The organism is Pseudomonas knackmussii B13 (genome assembly GCF_000689415.1).
Lineage (GTDB): Bacteria > Pseudomonadota > Gammaproteobacteria > Pseudomonadales > Pseudomonadaceae > Pseudomonas > Pseudomonas knackmussii.
In genome coordinates this window covers 4,597,527-4,618,717 of sequence record NZ_HG322950.1, presented here as the reverse complement: position 1 = coordinate 4,618,717, position 21,191 = coordinate 4,597,527, and the positions used below count along the sequence as shown (strand labels likewise).

Here is a 21,191-nt window from a genome sequence, read left to right as displayed (position 1 = left end):
CGCGGCCGTGCACGGGTTCCCTCAGGCTGCGTGGCCGGCAGCGCCGACGCGGTGTTCCGACTGGGCGATGAAGTCCCGGTAGACCGCCGCACCGCTGTGTCCGTCGCACAGGTAACCGCGCACCAGCGCCGCCACCAGGCGGGGGCTCTGCAAGGGCATGAAATGCCCGGAGGCTACCGCCAATGCTTCGATCTGTGCGGCGAATCCGGCCAGGCGGTCGATCTCCGCTGGCGGCCGCAGCGCGTCGTATTCGCCGGCCACGAACAGCGTGCGTGGTGGAAGGCGGGGCAGGTCCGCTTCCAGTTCCAGCCCGGCGAGCATGCCGAAGGTGGCGGCGAAGCCCTGCGGATCGGCGGCGCGCCAGCGCAGGCGGAAGGCCTCGAAGGTGTCGGTATCGGTGCGCAGCGGCTCCGGCCAGGTTTTCTCCAGCAGCGCCGGGACCAGTTCGCCCAGGCCTTCTTCGCGCAGGGCTGCTGCGCGTTGCCGGGTGGCATCACGGGCGGCGGCCGGCACGCCACAGGCGGGAGCGAGGGCGACCAGTTGCCGGCAGCGCTGCGGATGCCGTGCGGCGAAGCGGATGGCGATGGCGGCACCCACGGCGACGCCCATCAGCGCCACCGGCACATCGATGGCCAGCGCATCGAGCAGCGCGGCCAGGTCGGCAACGTGGGCGTCGATCTCCAGTTCGCCGGGGAACTTCTCCGACAGGCCGGCGCAGCGGGTGTCGTAGCGCAGCAGCGTCAGCTCGCCGTAGAGCGTGGAACACAGCCCGTCCCAGCTTTCCAGGCTGCCGCCCATTTCGTGCACCAGCACCAGCACCGGGGCGTCAGCGCGGCGCGCCGGCAGCAGCTGGTAGCGCAGGGCTATTCGATTGACTTCGATCCAGTTCATCCTGGGCCTCACACGCGCTCGAACAGGGCCGCCAGGCCCTGGCCGCCGCCGATGCACATGGTCTCCAGGCCGTAGCGCGAGCCGCGGCGCTGCATCTCGTGGAGCAGGGTGGTCATGATGCGCACGCCGGTGGCGCCGATCGGGTGGCCGAGGGAGATGCCTGAGCCGTTGACGTTGACCCGCTCGTCGTTCTCCAGGCCCCAGGCCTTGAGCACGGCCAGGGCCTGGGCGGCGAAAGCTTCGTTGACTTCGATGAGGTCCATCTCCGCCAGCGTGCGCCGGGTGCTTTGCAGTAGCTTCTCCACTGCCGGCACCGGGCCGATGCCCATGCGCGCCGGGTCGCAGCCGGCCGCTGCCCAGCCCGCCAGGCGGGCGATGGGCTCCAGGCGATAGCGTTCGGCGTACTCGCGCGAGACCACCAGGCAGGCCGCCGCCGCATCGTTCTGCTGGCTGGAGTTGCCGGCAGTGCAGACACCCTCGGGCAGCAGCGTGCGCAGACCGGCCATGCCGTCCAGGCTGGCTTCTTCGCGGATACCTTCGTCCATCGACACCACGGTCTGACTGCCGCGCTTGCCCGGCACGGTGACCGGCACCACCTCGCTGGCGAAACGACCCTCGCGCCAGGCGCTGGCAGCGTTCTGGTGGCTGCGCACGGCGAAACGGTCGGCCTCCTCGCGGCTGATGGCGTAGTCGCGGGCCAGGTTTTCGGCAGTCTCCGGCATGCCGGAAATGCGCCCGAAACGCTCCTGCGGCTGCGAGCGTTCGCGGCCGCGCTCCAGGCGGTCGTGGAACTTCACGCTGCCGGCGCGGGCGCCCCAGCGCATGTCGGTGCTGTAGTACTCGATGTTGCTCATGCTTTCCACGCCCACCACCAGCACCGCTTGGGCTGCGCCGGTCTGCACGTGCATCGCCGCGTCGATCACCGCCTGCAGGCCGGAACCGCAGCGCCGGTCGAGGGTATAGCCGGGCACCTCCACCGGCAGGCCGGCGGCGAGGGCGGCGAAGCGGCCCATGCAGGGCGCTTCGCTGGAGGCGTAGGACTGCGCGACGATCACCTCGTCCAGCGTTGCCGGGGGGATATCCACGCGTTGCAGCAGCGCCTGGATGATGCCGGCGGCGAGCTGGTCGGCGCTCAGCGCGGCGAGGGCGCCGCCGAACTTGCCGATGGGGGTTCGCAGGGGGGAAACGATCAGCGCGTCGTGCATGGGGTCGGCCTTGTTCCTGGAGTTGGGGGTGGGGCAGGGGAATGCCGGCCAGCATGGGCAAGGTGGCGCGGCACGGGAATTTCGCATCTCGAAAGCCCGCCTTCGACATTGCTTAAGTCGCCGCGCCCGCCTGGGCTGCGCAGCGCTCTTCGTTTTCCTGAAACGGCTCCTTAAGCAAAACCCAATACCTCTCCGTGTCTTCGCCTTTGCATCCTTCTGCGCACCCCGGCGTTCCCCCTCCGGGTCGTTTCCCGTTTCGCAGAACAACAACAACCAACACGGATACCTCCATGCACAATCCCTCCCTGGCGCAGCTCTTCGGTCTGCTTGCGCTGCCTCCCGCGCTGGCGCTGCCGGCACTGGCACACGCCGAATTCATCAAGGACAGCAGCGTCAACCTCACGCTGCGCAACATCTATTTCAACCGCGATTTTCGCCAGGACAACGCGCCGCAATCCAAGCGCGAAGAGTGGGCCCAGGGCTTCATGTTCAGCGCCAAGTCCGGCTACACCGAAGGCACCGTGGGCGTCGGCCTGGAGCTCTACAGCGCGCTGGGTCTGAAGCTGGATTCCTCCGATGCGCGCGCCGGTACCGGCCTGCTGCCCAACCGCTTCGGCGACTCCGGCCCGGGCAGCTACAGCGACCTCTCCGGTGTGGCGAAGATGAAGATCGCCAAGACCGAGCTGAAGGTCGGCGGCTTCACCCCCAAGACGCCGATCCTGCTCTCCAGCGACGCGCGCCTGCTGCCGCCGATCTACAACGGCGCCACGCTCAGCTCCACCGATATCGACAACCTGACCCTGGACCTGGGGCGTTTCGACAAGGTCAACTTCCGCAACTCCAGCGGTAACCACGACGAGATACTTGCCGGCAACTACGGTGTCAGCGGCGATCACTTCGACTACTTCGGCGCCACTTACGCCTTCTCGCCGACGGTCAACGTCGCTTACTGGCGTGCCGAATTGCAGGATGTCTACCAGCAGAACTACCTGGGCTTCCAGGGCAGCCGGAAGGCCGGCGACTGGGTGCTCAGCGCCAATCTGGGCTACTTCGATTCTTCCGAGAATGGCGCAGCCCGTGGCGGCGACATCGACAACGGCCTGACCACCGCGATGCTCTCGGCCAACTACGGCGCGCAGACCTTCCGCGTCGGCTACCAGGACAACAGCGGCGACAGTCCCTTCCCGTACCTGCAGGACGCCGACACCTACGGCGCCAACGTGGTACAGATTCTCGATTTCACCCGCGCCCGCGAGACTTCCTGGCAGCTGCGCCACGACCTCGATTTCGCCGCGTTCGGCGTGCCCGGCCTGGTCATGATCAACCGCTATATCCGTGGCGATGGCTACGAGATCGGCGGCCAAGCCGGCAAGGAATGGGAACGCAACCTGGACATCACCTACGTGGTGCAGAGCGGCCCGATGAAGAACTTCGGCGTGCGTTGGCGCAACGCCACGGTGCGCTCCGATGGCGCCGGCGAGCTGGACGAGAACCGCCTGATCCTCTCCTACACGCTGCCGCTCAAGTGAGTCGCGGGCGTTCGTCTTCCACAAGAAGACGCGCGCCCGGTTCGACGGCCTTCAGCGGCCGGTAACGACATCCGGCCCGTGGAGCATCCGCCGCGGCAACCGGATTTTCCGGGGGCAACCCCAAGGTGGTAAACGCACGCCCGGTCTCCACGATGGACCGGGCGTTCGCGTTTGTGGCGGACGCACCGCCCCGCAGACTACCGACGAAAAAAAGCCGGCCATGAAGGGCCGGCGAATGCGAGGTTGCTGTCCTCAGTCGTGCAGCGCGAGCAGGCGTCGCGCGCGTTCAATCACCGGCGCATCGACCATCTGTCCGTCCAGCTGGAACGCGCCATTGCCACGCGCCGCGCCGACGATCTTCTGCGCCCAGTCCAGTTGTTCGCGGGTCGGCGCCAGCGCCTGGTGCACGCCCAGGACCTGGCGTGGGTGAATGCAGAGCATGCCGGCGAAACCGGCATCGCGGGCGTCGCGGGCAAAGCGCGAGAGGCCGTCGAGGTCGGCGATGTCGGGGAACACCGTATCCAGCGGCGCGGCGAGACCGGCGAGTCGGGTGTGCAGCAGCAGCTCGTAGCGCACCTGATCGAGCAGCCGCGCGGCGGCTTCGCTGCCGGCGCTCATGCCCAGGTCCAGGCACAGGTCCAATCCGCCAAAGGTGAGGCGCTGCACGCCGGGCACCCGCGCTATTTCTGCCAATGCTGCCAGCCCTGGCGCGCTTTCGATGATGGGCAGCAGCGGCTTGCCGATGGCGGCGGCGTTGACCACTTGCTCCACGCTTTCCGCCTTGGGCAGCAGGATGCCGAGCACGCCGGGGTGGCGGCAGAGTTCCAGGTCGTCGTTGTGCTCCAGGTGCCCGGCCATGTTCACCCGTACCCAGACGCCGGCCTCGGAGTGTGCATCGAGGAAGGCGCGCAGGTGCTCGCGCGCCTGCGCCTTGGCGGACGCATGCACGGCGTCCTCCAGGTCGACGATCACCACGTCGGCGCCGCTGGCCAGGGCCTTGGCGAAACGCTCCGGGCGGTCGCCGGGCACGAACAGCGCGCTGCGCAGTTTTTCCAGGGGCCTATCCATGACGGTCCTCCTCAGAAAGAACGCGGCAGTTCGAGCAGATGCTCGGCCACGTAGGACAGGATCAGGTTGGTGGAGATCGGCGCCACCTGGTACAGGCGCGTCTCGCGGAACTTGCGCTCGACGTCGTATTCGTTGGCGAAGCCGAAGCCGCCGTGGGTCTGCAGGCAGGCGTTGGCGGCTTCCCAGCTGGCCTTGGCTGCCAGGTATTTCGCCATGTTGGCAGCGGCGCCGGCGTTCTTGCCGCTGTCGTATTCCTCGCAGGCGCGCCAGCGCATCAGGTCCGCGGCCTCGATCTCGATGTGCGCCTCGGCGATGGGGAACTGCACACCCTGGTTCTGCCCGATCGGGCGGCCGAACACCACGCGGTCGCGGGCGTACTGTGCGGACTTCTCGGTGAACCAGCGGCCATCGCCGATGCACTCGGCGGCGATCAGCGTGCGCTCGGCGTTGAGGCCGTCGAGGATGTACTTGAAGCCCTTGCCCTCTTCACCGATGAGGTTGCCGGCGGGGATTTCCAGGTTGTCGAAGAACAGCTCGTTGGTCTCGTGGTTGACCATGTTGGCGATGGGCTGCACGGTCAGGCCGTTGCCGATGGCTTCGCGCAGGTCGACGAGGAAGATCGACATGCCCTCGGACTTCTTCTTCACCTCGGCCAGCGGCGTGGTGCGGGCCAGCAGGATCATCAGGTCGGAATGCTGGACGCGCGAGATCCACACCTTCTGCCCGTTGATCACGTACTTGTCGCCCTGGCGCACGGCGGTGGTCTTGATCTTGGTGGTGTCGGTGCCGGTGGTGGGCTCGGTGACGCCCATGGATTGCAGGCGCAGTTCGCCGCTGGCGAGCTTGGGCAGGTAGTAGGCCTTCTGTTCGGCGCTGCCATTCCGCAGCAGGGTGAACATGTTGTACATCTGCCCGTGGATGGTCCCGGAGTTGCCACCGCAGCGGTTCACCTCCTCGAGGATCACCGACGCCTCGGCCAGGCCCAGGCCCGAGCCGCCGTATTCTTCCGGGATCATCGCGGAGAGCCAGCCGGCTTCGGTCATGGCGCTCACGAAGGCTTCGGGGAAGCCTTTTTCTTCGTCGATCCTGCGCCAGTATTCGGCGGGGAATTCCGCGCAGAGGGCGCGCACGCCTTCGCGGATGGCGTTGAGTTCGTCGATGTTGCGGTGGGTCATGGGAGTTCCTTGAAATATCTGGGTCAGTCGAACAGAACGTCGGCGCGCTGGCTCACGCCGCTGGAATTGGCGGCCCACAGCTCGGCCACGCCGGGCTCGGTGTGGCGGCCGGCAACACGGAAGGGTTCGGGCGCGATCAGTGGGCGCAGGCCACGGAAGCTGAGGCGCCGCACGCGGGCCAGCGGGTTGGCGCGCACGAACGCGGCCAGGCTCAGGGTGGCCGTCAGCGGGCCGTGTACCACCAGCCCCGGATAGCCCTCGCTGGCGGTGACGTAGGGCCAGTCGAAGTGGATGCGGTGGGCGTTGAAGGTCACCGCCGAGTAGCGGAACAACAGGGTCGGATCGGGCGCGACGCTTTCCTCCCAGTCCGCCAGCGGAGCGGCTTCACCGGCGCTCAGCTTGGGCGGCGTGGGCTCGCGGTAGACGATGTCCTGTTCCTCGCGCAGGCACAGCTGCTGGCCCTGCCAGTACTCATGGGCGAGGGTCACGAACAGCAGCGAGCCGGTGCGCCCGGCTTTTTCCTCGATGCGCTCGATGCGCGTCTTGCGGAAGGCTTCGGCGCCGACGCGCAAGGGTTCGAGAAACTCCAGCCGGCCGCCGGCCCACATGCGATTACGCCCGTGGGCCGGCGGCATGAAGGTACCCAGGGTTGGGTGGCCGTCCGGGCCGAGGCGATTGCCGGCCACCTGATCGTTGAAGAAGCACCAGTGCCAGAGCCACGGCAGCTCTTCGCCGTGGGCCGGCGCCGTTGCACTGAAGGTAGCCGCGATGCGCTGCACTAGGTTGCGGCTGAGCTGGTCGTGCACTTCCTGGGTACGCCCCAGCCATGCCGAGGGATCGAAATCGGTCATGCCGTGTATCCGCTTTGTGGGTGATGCCCGGCATGATGCGGGCGCGTGCAGAAGGGGAGGAATTCACATTTATAGAAGTCAGGCTCAATCCGGGACTAATACCCGGTGAACCGTCATTTGCTTTGCTTGGTAGCGTCTGCCACTGGGTGATTGCTGCCCCTTGATGGGTGACCGCTACCGACCCAGGCTGTGTGAAAACGTCGTCCTCGCCTAGAGTTGCTGGAGCAACCTCAGCGGGGGCGGCGTATGAAGCGATTCATCGAAGAGGTGAGCCGGGCACAGGTCAGCTTACTTCCCGAATGCCTGGATGACTTCGTCGCCGAAGACAATCCGATCCGCGTAGTCGAAGCCTTCGTCGAGCAACTCGATCTGGTGGCCCTGGAGTTCGATGGGGCCACTCCTGCCGTAACTGGGCGACCGTCCTATCACCCCGCTGTACTGTTGAAGGTTTACATCTACGGTTACCTCAACCGCATCCAGTCCAGCCGTCGCCTGGAGCGCGAATGCCAGCGCAATCTCGAACTCATGTGGCTGACCGGGCGGCTGGCACCAGACTTCAAAACCATTGCCGACTTCCGACGCGACAACGGCAAAGCCATTCGCAATGTCTGCCGGCAGTTCGTCGTGCTGTGTCGCCAACTCGACTTGTTCTCCCAGTCGCTGGTGGCCATCGACGGCAGCAAGTTCAAAGCGGTCAACAACCGTGATCGCAACTTCACTCACGGCAAGCTGCGCGCCCGCATGGAGCAGATCGAAAAAAGCATCGAGCGCTATCTGGCGGCGATGGATACCGCCGACCGGACGCAATCCGATGTCGCCGAAGCCAAGGTCAGCCGCCTCCAGGACAAAATCGAGAAGCTCCGCCAGCAGATGCAGGCGCTCAAGGAGATGGAGCAGCAGCTACGCGAAGCACCAGATGGACAAGTCTCGCTCACCGATCCGGATGCTCGCTCCATGGCCACCAGCGGTAAAGGCACCGGCGTAGTCGGCTACAACGTGCAGACGGCGGTCGATACCCAGCATCACCTGATCGTTGCGCACGAAGTCACCAATGTCGGCCATGACCGTGCGGCGCTTGCCACGATGGCCGAGCAGGCTCGCGAAGCCACCGGTTCTGAAAGCCTCAGCGTCGTTGCCGATCGAGGCTACTTCAGCGGAGTGGAAATCCTCGCGTGCGAGCAGGCGGGCATCACGCCCTTCGTGCCCAAGCCGATGACTTCCAGCAGCAAAGCTGAAGGGCGCTTCGGTAAACAGGACTTCATCTACATAGCCGCTGATGACGAGTACCAATGTCCTGCTGGCCATCGTGCGATCAAGCGCTTCTCGACGGTGGAAGATGGCCTCGAGTTGGATGCTTACTGGAGCTCTGACTGTCCGGGCTGCTCAATACGTAGCAACTGCACCACCAGCAATTACCGCCGACTCAAGCGCTGGAAACACGAAGCAATCCTGGAGGCCATGCAGCAGCGGCTGGATCGCCAACCGGAGATGATGAGTGTGCGTCGACAGACCGTAGAGCATCCGTTTGGCACGCTCAAACATTGGATGGGCGCGACGCACTTTCTGACCAAGACGCTGCCTCGAGTCAGCACGGAAATGAGCTTGCATGTGCTTGCCTACAACCTCAAACGGCTGCTGAGCATTTTGGGCGTCAGCGGTGTCATTGAGGTACTGCGCGCCTGAGGCCGGCCATTTTCCTGCGTCTCTCCACCGCAAACTGCCGTAGATCGCCTCAGAAGACTCTGGCAGCGGTTAACAACCGGTGGTCGAGATAGTCGCATGTACTTTCGGGGCCCAATTCCAAATGCGATTCTGGCGCAAGCCCTTCGCTGTTTTCACACAGCCTGGGCCGGAAGCTGCCCTTAGGCCGGGAGCGATGCATCCTAGTCCTTCATTCATGTGGAGGGCGAATCATGGCCACACTCACAACGAAAGCTCGCGAACCTTGGAACAAGGGCAAACTGGTCGGCCAAAAAGCACCGCTGCGACTTGGGGACATTTGGGCTATCAGAGTGCGGCTAGAGATCGCAAACAAGGATCGTGATCTGGCGCTGTTCAATCTTGCCATCGACAGCAAGCTGCGAGCCTGCGATTTGACGAAGCTGCGCGTCAGAGACATAGCTCACGGTAAACATGTGTCGACCCGCGCGATCGTGATGCAGCAGAAGACCCAGCAGCCGGTGCAGTTCGAAATCACAGCTCAGACGAGAGCATCAGTTGAAGCTTGGATCCGTGTTGCTCGCCGTCGCAGCGACGATTTCCTTTTTCCCAGTCGTGCTCGACGTTCAGCTCACATTTCCACGAGGCAGTACGCCCGCATTGTGAAAGCCTGGGTAACCACAGTCGGTCTCGACCCAACGCGCTACGGAACCCATACGCTTCGTCGAACCAAAGCATCGTTGATCTATCGCAGAACGAAAAACCTGAGAGCAGTGCAGTTGCTGCTCGGCCATACGAAGCTGGAGAGCACTGTGAGGTATTTAGGTATCGAGGTCGATGACGCTCTGGAGATGGCGGAGCAGACTGAGGTTTGACGATGTTCCCCCTTTTTGCACCGGGATACAGACCGGAGCCTTTTGGGGGGGAGTTACCAGCGAAATCCAAAACTCTTCCATCTGAACTCTTGCCTGCTTCTGAAGATGCGCCTCTGCTACTAACCAGCCACTGACATTGAAAATCAAAACCCTTGTCCCGCTGGGTAGTTGAAAGGCCCCCGGCGGGACAAGGGTAGCAACACTTTACTTTTAGTTTTAGTAGTCCCAGAACCCTGCAATCCACCGGAAGGCATCACCATCAATGGCTACGCGGCCAACCGAAGGGAAAGACAGGTGAGTGGCGACGAACAGCTCGCCGCTGGCCGCCGCTTCGCGCAGCAGGCGCACCCGCACGTGAACTGACTCCTCCGGATCATGCTCGAAGCCGTTGTGCCATTCCGGGTGGTCGAAAGCCACCGGGAACAGCGCGTCGCCGGCGAAGGTCAGGCGCTCGCCGGCGGAATCGACGTAGACGATGCAATGACCGGGAGTGTGGCCGCCGGTGAGCTTCGCCACTACGCCCGGCGCTACCTGATACTCGTCTTCGAAGATATGCAGCCGGCTTTCGTAATGCGCCATGAATTCGTTGGCCGTGCGCCGCAGGACATCCGGGACTGGCTGCGGCATTTCGGTCAGGCTGAAGTCCGGGATCTTCCAGAAGTCGACTTCGGTGGCCGTGACGTGGATGCGCACCTCAGGGCTCAGACCGTTCTTTACAGTGTCGGTCAGCAGCCCGCCGATGTGGTCCATGTGCATGTGGGTGATCACGATATCGGTGATTGATGACAGCTCGATGCCGGCATCCTTCAGGCGCTTGGGGAACTGCCCGGCGCGGGGGAAGCCGGGGAACTGGTTGCCCAGGCCGGCGTCGACCAGGATGATCTGCTCGCCGCTGCGCACTACCAGTACGTTCAGCGCCCAGTCGAACATGTCCGGGCCCAGGTACATCTCCTTGAACCAGGCTGCGCGCTCTTCCGGGGTGGCGTTGGTCGACATGGTTTCGGTCGGCAGCGGCAGCACGCCGTCGCTGACCACCAGCACATCGATCTCGCCAACTCGCAGGGCATAGCGCGAAGGCACCAGCTCCTGGGCTGGGGTGGCGGCATCGGGCTGGGCGAAGGTATTCAGGTGCATGGTCATGGTCGTTCTCCTGTTGCTTGTAGGTCGAGTCCATCAGGCGAATGGCGCTCCCTCGGGGGCGAGGGAGTGCGGGCAGAGCAGCGATCAGGCCACGGGGATCAGCGGGTCGGCGGCAGCCAGGGCGGAGCGGCGGTCGGCGGCCGGCGGGTAGATCCACACGGTGTTGATCTGCGTCTTGAGTTCCTTGGCCTCGGCCTTGACTAGCTTCAGCTGGCGGTCCCAGCCTTCGGTGTACACGGCGCCCCAGGCGCCCAGGTCCAGGCAGGTGACGTACTTGGGCTGGCGGTACTGGGTTGGCGCGACGCCCAGCAGGTCGGCGGCGGCGTTGTTGCCGGCGTGACGTCCGAGGCTGATGGCGTGCTGGCAGGACATCGCGGCGAAGTTGCCGATGTCATCGGTGGCGGCGTAGGCGACGTCACCGGCGGCGAAGACGTTCTGCAGTCCGCGCACCTTGAGGTTGCCGTCCACGTGCAGGCGGCCCTGGCCGTCGCGCTGGGCAGTCAGCTGCTCGGTCAGCGCGCTGGCGCGGAAGCCCACGGTCCAGATCACCGTGTGGCTCTCGATGTGGCGGCCGTCAGCGAGGGTGACGCCGTTGGCGTCCACGGCTGAGACCGTGGCGCCGGTGATCCATTCGATCCCCAGGCTGTCAGAGGCCTCGATGATCGACGGGCGGATGCCGTCGCCCATCACCGCACCGATACGCTCGCCACGATCGACGATGATCACGCGTACGTCCTGGTCTTCGCCCAGCACGGCACGCAAGCGCGCCGGCATTTCGGTGGCGGTCTCGATGCCTGTGAAACCGCCGCCAGCGATCACCACGGTGTTGCGTGCGCGGTTGGCCGGCTGGTTGCGCAGTGACATCAGGTGGCTTTCCAGGTGCGCCGCCGATTCGATCTGGTCAACGTCGAAGGCATATTCCTTCAGGCCTGGCACCGGCGGGCGGGACAGCTGGCTGCCGCTGGCCAGTACCAGGCGGTCGTAGCTCAGCTCGCCGGCGCGGCCAGTTTCGTCGCGGTAGCCGACCTTGCGGGACTGCTCGTCGATGCTCTCGGCTGTACCCTTGACGAAGCGCACGCCCACGGCTTCGAACAGTTCGGTCAGTGGAGCGAACATGCTGTGCACGTCGGGTTCGTAAAAGCGCGGGCGGATGCGCAGCTCGGCCTGCGGCGCCAGTAGGGTGATTTCCACGTCGTTGCGGCTGTGCATGTCCAGCAGGCGGGCGGCGCTCAGTGCGCTCCACAGTCCACCGAAGCCCGCGCCAATAACCAGAAGTTGCTGTTTCATCATGTGCTCCTGACTCGAATGGATGATTTGCCTTGAAGTAACTTCTTCAAGTTCGGCGTGACGCTGACGGGGTTTAGAAAACTGTGGTTCGCGTTGTTCTGTCTGCAGTCGTCCGCTGTAAATCCATGCTAGGGAGGAGAACTTCCGGATGCACTTCTACATCGGTGTGCGGGAATTACGCATGTGTGGAAGGGAACTATACGAAGGTATCGAGTGAGGCCGCGTGCAGTGCTCTTTCGCGCGGGAATGCGTGGGCGCAGTAACTTGGCGGGGAATTCTGAAACTCAGGGTTTGGGCAGCAGGGCGGTCTCGATGCAGTCCAGCAACTGGTCGGCCTCGAACGGCTTGGGTAGGCAGGCGATGACGCCGGGCATTTCGGTGTTGATGCGCGGCTTTTCGCCGGGGTAGGCGGTCATGAAGATCACTGGGAGTTCCAGGCCACGGCTGCGCAACACCTCGTAGAGTTCGACGCCGCACATGCCTGGCATCTGGATGTCGGAGATCAGGCAGCCGGCCAGTTCCGGGCCTTCGGAGTCGAGGAACTCGCGGGCACCGCCATAGGTGAGCGCCAGGTAGCCGGTAGCGCGCAGCAGGCCCTCCAGCGCGGTGCGCAGGGATTCGTCGTCGTCGACTACTGCAATGACAGCCTTATTGCGCATTTGCGTATTTTGCATCCTCTGGGGCGCTCGTGGCGGCGCCTGCCGTACTTGCAAGATACGCCGTCGAACAAGTCCGAGAAGTATACCTAGGTATAGTCGGGCAACACCTGGGTATGGATATCTCGGCTTGCAGTCTAGTCTCGATGATATTTATGTCGGCAAGTTTTCCGGAGCAATACCCAGGTATTAGTCCGCATAACCAATGGGTGGCGACATAGCACCCATGTACAACTGACTCGAAGGCTACGCCTGAATAATCTGCAATCACATCGCAAGCCTGGAGAAGTGAGCGGGCCCAGCGAAAGGCTGTTCGGATGCAACTTCACCAGGCGGGCGAAACCATGAACAGAAATGACCTGCGACATGCTGACATCAACTTGCTGGTTGTCTTCGAAACCATGATGCGCGAGCGCAACGTGACACGGGCGGGCGAACGCCTGTTCCTCTGCCAGACCACCGTCAGCAGTGCGCTGAACCGGTTGCGGACTATGTTCGACGACCCGCTGTTTATCCGTAGCGGGAGAGCGATGGAGCCCACCGCGCGGGCCGAGGAAATTCACGTGCGCCTGGGGCCGGCCCTGGAAGGCATTGCCCTGGCCTTGAGCTGCGCGCGGGAGTTCGACCCACGCACCAGCGAGGAGACTTTCCATGTCGGCCTCTGCGACGAAGTCGAGTACGCGTTATTGCCCTGGCTGATGCAGCAACTGCGCGCCGAGGCGCCGAACATCACCCTGGTGGTGCGCCGGGTCGATGCCTGGCAACTGCCGCAACTGCTCGTCGCAGGGGACATCTCTCTGGGTATCGGTCAGGCGCAGGAGCTGCCGGCCAGCGCCCATTGTCGCAGCCTGCGCCCGGTGCAGCCGATGCTGCTGCGCGCGGACTCGGCGGCGGGGCCTGTGAGCCTCGATGAGTTCTGCCGACGGCCCCATGTGGCGGTATCCGCGCTGGGCAAGGTGACCGACGATGTCGACCGCGCGCTGGCCCGTCATGACCGGCAGCGCCGGGTAGTGCTGGCGGTGCCGCAGTTCAGCGCCTTGCCGGCACTGCTGGCCGGCAGCGACATGCTCGCCATCGTGCCCGACTATGTGGCGCAGGCGATGGCGCGGGTGGAAGGCCTACGCGCCGAATACGCACCGCTGCCGCTGTCGAGCCCGGACCTGTCCATGGCCTGGCGCGGCACGAGCCATGCCGACCCACGCGAGCGCTGGCTGCGCGGCTGTTTCGCCCGTCACCTGGAGCTGCAGCCGGAGCGTTCGCTGGCGCTGGCCGTGGCCTGAGCACGGCTGAAATGCTCAGCGGGTGAAGCGACTGCGGTAGTCGCGCGGCGAGATCGACAGGTGGCGCTGGAAGGTGCTGCGCAGCCGCTCCTCGTCGGCGAAACCGCAGGCGCGGGCGATCTGCTCGATGTTGCGCGAAGAGTTTTCCAGCAGGCGTTTCGCCGCTTCCAGGCGAAACAGTTCGATGGCTTTGGCCGGCGTGCGCCCGGTGCGTTCCTTGTACACGCGGGAGAAGTTGCGCAGGCTCATCTTCGCCTGCTCGGCCAGGCGTTCCACGGTGAGCTCCGCATCGCCCAGATTCTCCGCAAGCCACAGGTGCAGCTCGTCGAAGGCCGGGCTGTCCTGGGTCTGCAATTGCAGCAGGGTGCTGTACTGCGCCTGCCCGCCAGGGCGCTTGAGGTACACCACCAGTTCACGCGCCGCCTGCATGCTGACCTCGCGACCGCAGTCGGCTTCCACCAGCGCCAGTGCGAGATCGATGCCGGCGGTGACACCGGCCGAGGTCCAGACCGCGCCCTGCTGGATGAAGATCGCGTCGGCGTCCACTTCCAAGGCCGGGAAACGCTGTTGCAGGGTTTCACACATGGCCCAGTGAGTCGCGGCGCGACAGCCGTCGAGCAGTCCGGCCTTGGCCAGCAGGAAGGCGCCGCTGCACACCGATGCAACTCGGCGCACTCTGGGCGCCGCGTGGTTCAGCCAGGCCGCCAGATCGCCGTGGCTGTCGAGGGTTTCGCAGATGTCCGGGGCGCCGGGGACAACCAGGGTATCGATTTCGGCGAGGCCGAGTTCAGCCAGGGCGCTTGTATCCACCGACAGTCCTTCGACGGTGCTCACCAGCCCACCGCGCAGGCTTGCCGTCAGCAGTCGGTAGCCCGGCAGGCCGCGCTGTGTCAGGGCCTTGCTGGCGGCCCAGAACACAGTCTGGGCACCGCTCAGGTCGAGCAGGCCCATCTGTGGGTAGGCGACGAAGGCGACGGTGATCGGTGTCGTCACGGGGAGTGGGTAAGGAGGAGTAAAGGCGCTTGCCATCGGGGTTCTGCCTGTTCGGGTGGCCGGGTGGAAGATAGACAGTGGCCGGGTACTTCAAGGGCCATAGGTGTGGCCGATATTCAGGGTTTTCTGGCCTGGCGGCGCTCCGCTTCGCCAGGCTAGCCTTGCTCGCAGCAGCGGCGTGGCGCGCGCCATGGCCGAATCTGCAGGCACCGCTCCGGCCCCCATGACCATTGGGCTGGCATTTTGCCGCGGGCCCCATCATGGACTAGATTTTTTGACCTGCACACCGCGAGTGTCGCGGTCCCAAAAGGAGGCAAGATGATCTCGTCGTCGCATTCCAACCCGCCGCAAGGCCCGAAGGAGCCGGTGGTCTATGTGGTCGATGACGACGAGTCCATGCGCCTCGCTCTCGATGGCCTGCTGCGCTCCATCGGGCTGCAGGTGCAGACCTTCGATTCGACCCAGGCTTTTCTGTCCTTTGCCCGGCGTAACGTTCCCAGTTGCCTGGTTCTCGACGTGCGCCTGCGCGGCGAGAGCGGCCTGGCGTTCCAGGAACAGATGGAGAAAAGCGGGGTGCGTATGCCCATCGTGTTCATGACCGGCCACGGCGATATCGCCATGACGGTCAAGGCCATGAAGGCAGGTGCCGTGGACTTCCTGGCCAAGCCGTTCCGCGACCAGGACATGCTCGACGCGGTGGCCAGCGCCCTGGCCCGCGATGGCGAACGGCTGCAGGCCGAGCAGGCCGGCGCGGCGCTGCGCCAGGCGTTCGAGGCGCTGACCCTGCGCGAGCGCGAAGTGCTGCGCTTCGTCGTGGCGGGGTTGATGAACAAGCAGATCGCTGCCGAGCTCAACCTCAGCGAAGTCACCGTGAAGGTTCACCGTGGTCAGGTGATGAAGAAGCTGGCTGCGCGCTCGGTCGCCGACCTTGTGCGTATGGCCGAGGCCCTGGGCGTCGAGCCGTTGCAGCGGACGACCTGAACCGATTGCAAGACAGTCGCTGACCGCCACTCGGGGGCAGCAGAAACCCCTGAGAGGTTGCCGAGCCGATGGCCAGCAAACAGAAGATCCTATGGGACGACGGCGAGCGGGTGTTCTGCCGCGCCCGCCCATCCGGTGATGGCGGTGTCAGCGTACTGCTGGTGCGCCCGGCCGCCGAACATCCACTGCCGGCCACGCTGGAGCGGCTGGCCCACGAGTACAGTCTGCGCGACGAGTTGCACAGCGCCTGGGCGTTGCGTCCGCAGGCGTTGCACCGCGAAGGCGGCAAGACCCGCCTGCTGCTCGATGATCCCGGCGGCGAGCCGCTGTCACGCTTGCTGCGCCAACCCCTGGAAACCGGAACCTGCCTGCGCCTGGCCGTGGACATCGCCGTGGCGCTGCGTCACCTGCACCAGCGTGGCTTGGTGCACAAGGACCTCAAGCCGAACCACATCCAGGTCAATTGCACCGATGGCCAGGCACGCCTGACCGGCTTCGGTCTAGCCTCGCGATTGCCGCGCGAGCGCCAGGCGCCCGAACCACCGGAGACCATTGCCGGCACGCTGGCCTACATGGCGCCGGAACAGACCGGGCGGATGAACCGCTCCATCGACTCGCGCAGCGACCTCTATGCCTTTGGTGTGGTGCTCTACCAGATGCTAACCGGCACGCTGCCGTTCATAGCCAGCGACCCGATGGAGTGGGTGCACTGCCACATCGCACGCAAGCCGCTGCCGCCCGGCGAACGGGTTGCCGGCGTGCCGCTGATCCTCTCGCAGATCGTCCTCAAGCTGCTCGCCAAGACCGCCGAGGAGCGTTACCAGAGTGCTGCCGGCGTCGAGCACGACCTGCGCCGCTGCCTGGACGACTGGCAACGGGAAGGACGCATCGAGCCCTTCAGCCTGGACGAGCAGGGCACGCCGGATCGCCTACTGGTCCCTGAGAAACTCTACGGCCGCGAACATGAGGTCGAGGTGCTGGTGGAGGCCTTCGCGCGCATCGTCGCCAGCAGCACGCCGGAGCTGGTGCTGGTATCGGGCTATTCCGGGATCGGCAAGTCGTCGGTGGTCAACGAGCTGCACAAGGTGCTGGTGCCGCCTCGCGGGTTGTTCGCTTCCGGCAAGTTCGACCAGTACAAGCGCGACATTCCTTACTCGACGTTGGTGCAGGCCTTCCAGGGGCTGGTGCGCACGCTGCTGGGCAAGAGCGGTGACGTGCTGGAGGGCTGGCGCAGTGCACTGCTGGAGGCATTGGAGCCCAACGCCCGGTTGATTACCGATCTGATTCCCGAGCTGCGGCTGATTATCGGCGATCAGCCACCGGTGCCGGAGCTTGAGCCGCAGCAGGCTCAGCGTCGCTTCCTGCTGGTGTTCCGCCGCTTCATCGGGGTGTTCGCCCGCGCTGATCACCCGCTGGCGCTGTTCCTCGACGACCTGCAATGGCTCGATGCGGCGACCCTCGACCTGCTGGAAGATCTACTCACCCATTCGGAGCTGCGCCACCTGATGCTGGTGGGCGCCTACCGCGACAACGAGGTGGACGCCAGTCATCCGCTGACGCGCAAGCTGCAAGCCATCCGCCAGGCCGGCGTGCGCATCGACGAGATCCGCCTGGCACCGCTGGCCCGCGCGCACATCGAACAGTTGATCGCCGAGGCCCTGCGCTGTCCGCCGCCGAGCATCGTGGCGCTGGCCCGGCTGGTGCAGGACAAGACCGCCGGCAACCCGTTCTTTGTCATCCAGTTCCTCCAGGCGCTGGCCGAGGAAGAGTTGCTGACTTATGACCATGAAGCCCGGCGCTGGCGCTGGGAGCCCGAGCGCATCCACGCCAAGGGCTTCACCGACAATGTCGTCGACCTCATGGTCGGCAAGCTTGCGCGCCTGCCGCTGGAAACCCGCGAGGCCCTGCAGCAGTTGGCCTGCCTGGGCAACATGGCGCAGATCGATACCCTGGCGACTGTGCTCGACCTGCCGTCGGCCAAGGTCCACTCGATACTCTGGTCTGCGGTGCGCCAGGAACTGGTGGAGCGCGTGGAGGGCGCCTGCGCGTTTGCCCACGACCGCATTCACGAGGCAGCGTATTCACTGATCGCCGAAACCTCCCGTGCCGAGGCGCACCTGCGCATCGGTCGTCTGCTGGCCGAGCAGACGCCGGCGCAGCGGCGCGAAGAGGCCATCTTCGAAATCGTCGGCCAGCTCAATCGCGGCGCTGGGCTGATCGAAGCCAGCGCCGAGCGTGAACAACTGGCCGAGTACAACCTGCTGGCCGGGCAGCGCGCCAAGGCCTCCAGCGCCTACAGCTCGGCGCTGGCTTACCTAAGCGCGGGCGCGGAACTGCTTGAAAGCGATTGCTGGGAACGCCGCCACGACCTGTGTTTCGCTCTGGAACTCAATCGCGCCGAGTGCGAATTCCTCACTGGCCAGTTGGCGCAGGCAGACGAGCGCCTCACCGCGCTGACGCAACTCGCCACCACCACGGTGGAGCAGGCGGCGGTGGCCTGCCTGCAGATGGACGTGTGCCTGCTACAGGATCGCAGTGACAGGGCGGTCGCCGTGTGCCTGGCTTACTTGGAAGCAGTCGGCATCCACTGGTCGGCACACCCGGACGACGACCAGGTGCGTGAGGAATACCAGCAGATCTGGACGCAACTGGGCGAGCGCAGTATCGAACAGCTGATCGACTTGCCGCTGATGGAGGATGCCGCTTCCCTGGCAACCCTGGACGCTCTCGGCAAGCTGTTCGCCCCGGCGCTGCAGAGCGACGCCAACCTGGCCAGTCTGACCATCTGCAAGGCAGTCAGCCTAAGCCTGGAGCGGGGCAACTGCGACGCCTCCTGCATGCTCTATGCGAATGTGGGAAGAGTTGCCGGCCGGCGGTTCGGCGACTACGAGGCCGGCTATCGCTTTGGTCGCCTGGGCTGCGAGCTGGTCGATCGGCGCGGCCTGAATCGCCATGAAGCGCGAACCTACCTGTGCTTCTCGATGTTCGTGGCGCGCTGGATGCGGCCGGTACGCGAGTGCCGGGAACTGCTGCGCCGTGCTTTCGTCGCGGCCAACCGCGTCGGCGACCTGGCTTACGCCGCCTATGCCGGCAACGGTCACAACTCCGATGTGCTGTTCCTCGGCGAGCCACTGGCGCAGGTGCACGAAGAGGCCGAGCAGGGTTTGGCCTATGCGCAGAAGGTGCGCTTCGGCCTGGTGGTGGATTTCATCAGCACACAACTGGCGCTAATCCGTACGCTTCGCGGGCAGACCTCGACCTTCGGATGTTTCGACGATCCGCATTTCGACGAGGCGCGTTTCGAAGCGCACCTAGAGAGCACACCCGACCTTGCGCTGGCAGCGGCCAAGTACTGGACGCGCAAGCTCCAGGCGCGCTACATGGCGGGGGACTACACCGCAGCCATGGACTGTGTGAGGCAGGCGAAGGCGCTGCTGTGGGTGGTGGAGTCCTTCACCGAGGAGGCCGAGTATCACTTCCACGCGGCGCTGACCCTGGCCGCCAGCTTCGATGTCATCGAGGCCGGCGAGCGGCCCGGCCTTTTGCACGAGCTGACCGGCCATCACGTGCAGTTGCAGGTGTGGGCGCAGCAGTGCACCGAATCCTTCGCCTGCCGCGTTGCACTAGTGGGTGCAGAAATCGCGCACATCGAAGGGCGGCTGGTTGACGCCGAGCTGCTCTACGAAGAGGCCATCCGCCAAGCCCAGGACAACGGCTTCGTGCAGATCGAGGCGCTGGCCAACGAGCTGGCAGGGCGCTTCTACGGCAGTCGCGGACTGGCCAAGATCGCCCGCGTCTACCTGCAGGACGCGCGCTACGGCTACCTGCGCTGGGGCGCCGACGGCAAGGTACGTCAACTTGAAGGACGCTATCGCTACCTGCGCATCGAGGAGCCCGCGCCTGGCCCGACCGCGACCATCGCCACCCCGGTGGAGCACCTGGACCTGGCCACGGTGCTCAAGGTGTCCCAGGCCGCCTCGGGGGAGATCGTCCTGGAGAAGCTGATCGACATGGTGATGCGCACCGCCATTGAGCAGGCCGGCGCCGAACGCGGCGTGCTGGTCCTCGCCGAAGCGGGCGAGCCGCGCATCGCGGCGCTGGCAACTGTCGGTGATGGGGCGATGCTGTTGTGCAACGAACCGATCAGCGCGGCCGCGCTGGCTGAAACGGTGCTCTACCAGGTGCTGCGCACCGGCGAGAGCCTGTGCCTGGAAGACGCCATGGCCGAGCCGGCCTTCACCACCGACCCCTATGTCCGCCAGCACGGCGCGCGTTCAATCCTCTGCATGCCGCTGATGAACCAGGCCAAGCTCACTGGTGCGCTGTACCTGGAGAACAACTTATCGGCCGGTGTATTCAGCCCGGCGCGGATCGCCGTGCTGCGACTGCTGGCCTCGCAGGCGGCGATATCACTGGAGAACGCGCGTCTGTACCGCGATGCGGCGGAGCGCGAGGCGAAGATTCGTCGACTGGTGGACGCCAACATCATCGGCATCATCGTCTGGAGTGCAGGCGGCGAGATAGCCGAAGCCAACGACGCCTTCCTGCGCATGGTCGGCTACGAGCGCGACGATCTGCTGTCCGGCCGCGTGCGCTGGCACGACATGACACCGCCCGAATCCCTGGCACTGAGTCAGGCGCATCTTGCTACGGCCATTCGGACGGGGCATGCGCAGCCCTTCGAGAAGGAATACATCCGCAAGGATGGCAGCCGCGTGCCGGTGATCGTTGGCCTGGCAGCCTTCGAGGCCAGCCTGCAGGAGGGTGTGGCCTTCGTGCTCGATCTCACTGAGCGCAAACGGGCCGAGGAGCGCGTGCGCGAGGGCGAACGCCGCTATCGCGAGGTGCAGACAGAACTGGCCCACGCCAATCGGGTGGCGACCATGGGGCAGCTGGCCGCGTCCATCGCCCATGAGGTGAACCAGCCAATCGCCGCCACCGTGACCAATGCCAATGCCGCCTTGCGTTGGCTGGGTGCGCAGCCGCCGGAGCTGGGCGAGGTCAGCCAGGTGCTGGGGCGCATCATCAAGGATGCCAACCGGGCCGCCGAGGTGCTGGGACGCATCCGCCAGCTGATCCGCAAGACCCCGCCGCAGAGGCAGCCCGTGGACGTCAGTGCGGCGCTGCGCGAAATGGTCGAGTTCACCCGCGGCGAGGCAGCCAAATGCGGCGCCGTGGTGCGCGTCGAACTTGCCGACGGCCTGCCGGAAGTGGAGGGCGATCGGGTCGAGTTGCAGCAGGTGATGCTCAATCTGATCGTCAATGCGCTGGAAGCCATGGGCGGTGTGCCTGCCAGCGAGCGCCGCCTGCTGGTCAGCTCCGAGTACGACGAAGATGGTGTGCGGGTGAGGGTGTGCGACAGCGGACCGGGCTTCGCCGAGGGCAATGCGGACCTGCTCTTCGCCCCGTTCTACACCACCAAGGCCACCGGCATGGGCATGGGCCTGTCGATCTGCCGCTCGATCATCGACAGCCATGGCGGTCGTCTCTGGGCCAGCGCCAACCAGCCCCGTGGTGCGGTGGTGCAGTTCACCCTGCCGGCGCATCCCGAGAAGGACGCCTGAAAAAGCCAAAGGGGGGCTTGACCTTGACACTAGCGTC

15 protein-coding genes are annotated in these 21,191 nt (G+C 65.2%); 6 read left to right on the top strand and 9 right to left on the bottom strand.

The window, feature by feature from the left end; genetic code table 11:
• Window positions 1–21 precede the first annotated feature (21 nt).
• On the bottom strand, window positions 22–891 hold the full coding sequence (locus tag PKB_RS21620; protein ID WP_043254389.1) for an alpha/beta fold hydrolase: 870 nt from the start codon (window positions 889–891) through the stop codon (window positions 22–24).
• Window positions 892–899: 8 nt separating this feature from the next.
• Window positions 900–2,096 carry an acetyl-CoA C-acetyltransferase gene (locus tag PKB_RS21615; RefSeq protein ID WP_043254387.1) on the bottom strand — a complete coding sequence of 399 codons (1,197 nt, stop codon included), beginning with the start codon at window positions 2,094–2,096 and terminating at the stop codon, window positions 900–902.
• A gap of 290 nt (window positions 2,097–2,386) precedes the next feature.
• Between PKB_RS21615 and PKB_RS21610 the strand changes: the two genes are divergently transcribed.
• Complete coding sequence (locus PKB_RS21610) at window positions 2,387–3,625, top strand: OprD family porin (RefSeq protein ID WP_043254386.1); 1,239 nt, start codon at window positions 2,387–2,389, stop codon at window positions 3,623–3,625.
• A gap of 252 nt (window positions 3,626–3,877) precedes the next feature.
• On the opposite strand, the gene PKB_RS21605 is transcribed toward PKB_RS21610, so the two are convergent.
• The 3 genes from PKB_RS21605 to PKB_RS21595 are packed head-to-tail and all read right to left on the bottom strand — an operon-like array spanning window position 3,878 to window position 6,719.
• Entirely contained in the window at window positions 3,878–4,693 is an 816-nt protein-coding gene (locus PKB_RS21605) for an HpcH/HpaI aldolase/citrate lyase family protein (protein WP_043254384.1), read from the bottom strand.
• An 11-nt stretch (window positions 4,694–4,704) separates the two neighbouring features.
• Window positions 4,705–5,868, bottom strand: a complete 1,164-nt coding sequence (locus PKB_RS21600) for an acyl-CoA dehydrogenase family protein (RefSeq protein WP_043254382.1) — start codon at window positions 5,866–5,868, stop codon at window positions 4,705–4,707.
• Window positions 5,869–5,891: 23 nt separating this feature from the next.
• Window positions 5,892–6,719 carry an HTD2 family dehydratase gene (locus PKB_RS21595; RefSeq protein WP_043254381.1) on the bottom strand — a complete coding sequence of 276 codons (828 nt, stop codon included), beginning with the start codon at window positions 6,717–6,719 and terminating at the stop codon, window positions 5,892–5,894.
• A 246-nt stretch (window positions 6,720–6,965) separates the two neighbouring features.
• Between PKB_RS21595 and PKB_RS21590 the strand changes: the two genes are divergently transcribed.
• Both PKB_RS21590 and PKB_RS21585 read left to right on the top strand, forming a co-directional pair.
• A complete protein-coding gene (locus tag PKB_RS21590) occupies window positions 6,966–8,402 on the top strand; it encodes an IS1182 family transposase (protein WP_043251757.1) in 1,437 nt (478 codons plus the stop codon).
• A 230-nt stretch (window positions 8,403–8,632) separates the two neighbouring features.
• On the top strand, window positions 8,633–9,253 hold the full coding sequence (locus PKB_RS21585; RefSeq protein WP_043254379.1) for a tyrosine-type recombinase/integrase: 621 nt from the start codon (window positions 8,633–8,635) through the stop codon (window positions 9,251–9,253).
• 216 nt (window positions 9,254–9,469) lie between these two features.
• Here PKB_RS21585 and PKB_RS21580 read toward each other — a convergent pair whose 3' ends face one another.
• The 3 genes from PKB_RS21580 to PKB_RS21570 all read right to left on the bottom strand — a co-directional run bounded on the left by PKB_RS21580 (window position 9,470) and on the right by PKB_RS21570 (window position 12,339).
• Window positions 9,470–10,393, bottom strand: coding sequence for an MBL fold metallo-hydrolase (locus PKB_RS21580; RefSeq protein ID WP_043254377.1), 924 nt, complete (start codon window positions 10,391–10,393; stop codon window positions 9,470–9,472).
• 84 nt (window positions 10,394–10,477) lie between these two features.
• Window positions 10,478–11,680, bottom strand: a complete 1,203-nt coding sequence (locus PKB_RS21575) for an NAD(P)/FAD-dependent oxidoreductase (protein ID WP_043254375.1) — start codon at window positions 11,678–11,680, stop codon at window positions 10,478–10,480.
• Window positions 11,681–11,964: 284 nt separating this feature from the next.
• Complete coding sequence (locus PKB_RS21570) at window positions 11,965–12,339, bottom strand: response regulator transcription factor (RefSeq protein ID WP_084166688.1); 375 nt, start codon at window positions 12,337–12,339, stop codon at window positions 11,965–11,967.
• 341 nt (window positions 12,340–12,680) lie between these two features.
• Between PKB_RS21570 and PKB_RS21565 the strand changes: the two genes are divergently transcribed.
• Window positions 12,681–13,616 carry a LysR family transcriptional regulator gene (locus tag PKB_RS21565; RefSeq protein ID WP_043257626.1) on the top strand — a complete coding sequence of 312 codons (936 nt, stop codon included), beginning with the start codon at window positions 12,681–12,683 and terminating at the stop codon, window positions 13,614–13,616.
• 15 nt (window positions 13,617–13,631) lie between these two features.
• Here the strand turns inward: PKB_RS21565 and PKB_RS21560 are convergent, their stop codons facing one another.
• The gene (locus PKB_RS21560; protein WP_084166687.1) at window positions 13,632–14,567 is read right to left on the bottom strand and encodes a GlxA family transcriptional regulator; all 936 of its coding nucleotides are present in this window, start codon (window positions 14,565–14,567) and stop codon (window positions 13,632–13,634) included.
• A gap of 360 nt (window positions 14,568–14,927) precedes the next feature.
• Here PKB_RS21560 and PKB_RS21555 point away from each other — a divergent pair, with 360 nt between their 5' ends.
• Window positions 14,928–15,590, top strand: coding sequence for a response regulator transcription factor (locus PKB_RS21555; protein ID WP_043254370.1), 663 nt, complete (start codon window positions 14,928–14,930; stop codon window positions 15,588–15,590).
• A 68-nt stretch (window positions 15,591–15,658) separates the two neighbouring features.
• Complete coding sequence (locus PKB_RS21550; protein WP_043254369.1) at window positions 15,659–21,154, top strand: trifunctional serine/threonine-protein kinase/ATP-binding protein/sensor histidine kinase; 5,496 nt, start codon at window positions 15,659–15,661, stop codon at window positions 21,152–21,154.
• Window positions 21,155–21,191: the final 37 nt, after the last annotated feature.

Bases quoted from the DNA above. Each gene is read 5' to 3' on its own strand.
- PKB_RS21620 (WP_043254389.1), bottom strand. From the start codon at position 891: ATGAACTGGATCGAAGTCAATCGAATAGCCCTGCGCTACCAGCTGCTG.
- PKB_RS21615 (WP_043254387.1), bottom strand. From the start codon at position 2,096: ATGCACGACGCGCTGATCGTTTCCCCCCTGCGAACCCCCATCGGCAAG.
- PKB_RS21610 (WP_043254386.1), top strand. From the start codon at position 2,387: ATGCACAATCCCTCCCTGGCGCAGCTCTTCGGTCTGCTTGCGCTGCCT.
- PKB_RS21605 (WP_043254384.1), bottom strand. From the start codon at position 4,693: ATGGATAGGCCCCTGGAAAAACTGCGCAGCGCGCTGTTCGTGCCCGGC.
- PKB_RS21600 (WP_043254382.1), bottom strand. From the start codon at position 5,868: ATGACCCACCGCAACATCGACGAACTCAACGCCATCCGCGAAGGCGTG.
- PKB_RS21595 (WP_043254381.1), bottom strand. From the start codon at position 6,719: ATGACCGATTTCGATCCCTCGGCATGGCTGGGGCGTACCCAGGAAGTG.
- PKB_RS21590 (WP_043251757.1), top strand. From the start codon at position 6,966: ATGAAGCGATTCATCGAAGAGGTGAGCCGGGCACAGGTCAGCTTACTT.
- PKB_RS21585 (WP_043254379.1), top strand. From the start codon at position 8,633: ATGGCCACACTCACAACGAAAGCTCGCGAACCTTGGAACAAGGGCAAA.
- PKB_RS21580 (WP_043254377.1), bottom strand. From the start codon at position 10,393: ATGACCATGCACCTGAATACCTTCGCCCAGCCCGATGCCGCCACCCCA.
- PKB_RS21575 (WP_043254375.1), bottom strand. From the start codon at position 11,680: ATGAAACAGCAACTTCTGGTTATTGGCGCGGGCTTCGGTGGACTGTGG.
- PKB_RS21570 (WP_084166688.1), bottom strand. From the start codon at position 12,339: ATGCGCAATAAGGCTGTCATTGCAGTAGTCGACGACGACGAATCCCTG.
- PKB_RS21565 (WP_043257626.1), top strand. From the start codon at position 12,681: ATGAACAGAAATGACCTGCGACATGCTGACATCAACTTGCTGGTTGTC.
- PKB_RS21560 (WP_084166687.1), bottom strand. From the start codon at position 14,567: ATGGGCCTGCTCGACCTGAGCGGTGCCCAGACTGTGTTCTGGGCCGCC.
- PKB_RS21555 (WP_043254370.1), top strand. From the start codon at position 14,928: ATGATCTCGTCGTCGCATTCCAACCCGCCGCAAGGCCCGAAGGAGCCG.
- PKB_RS21550 (WP_043254369.1), top strand. From the start codon at position 15,659: ATGGCCAGCAAACAGAAGATCCTATGGGACGACGGCGAGCGGGTGTTC.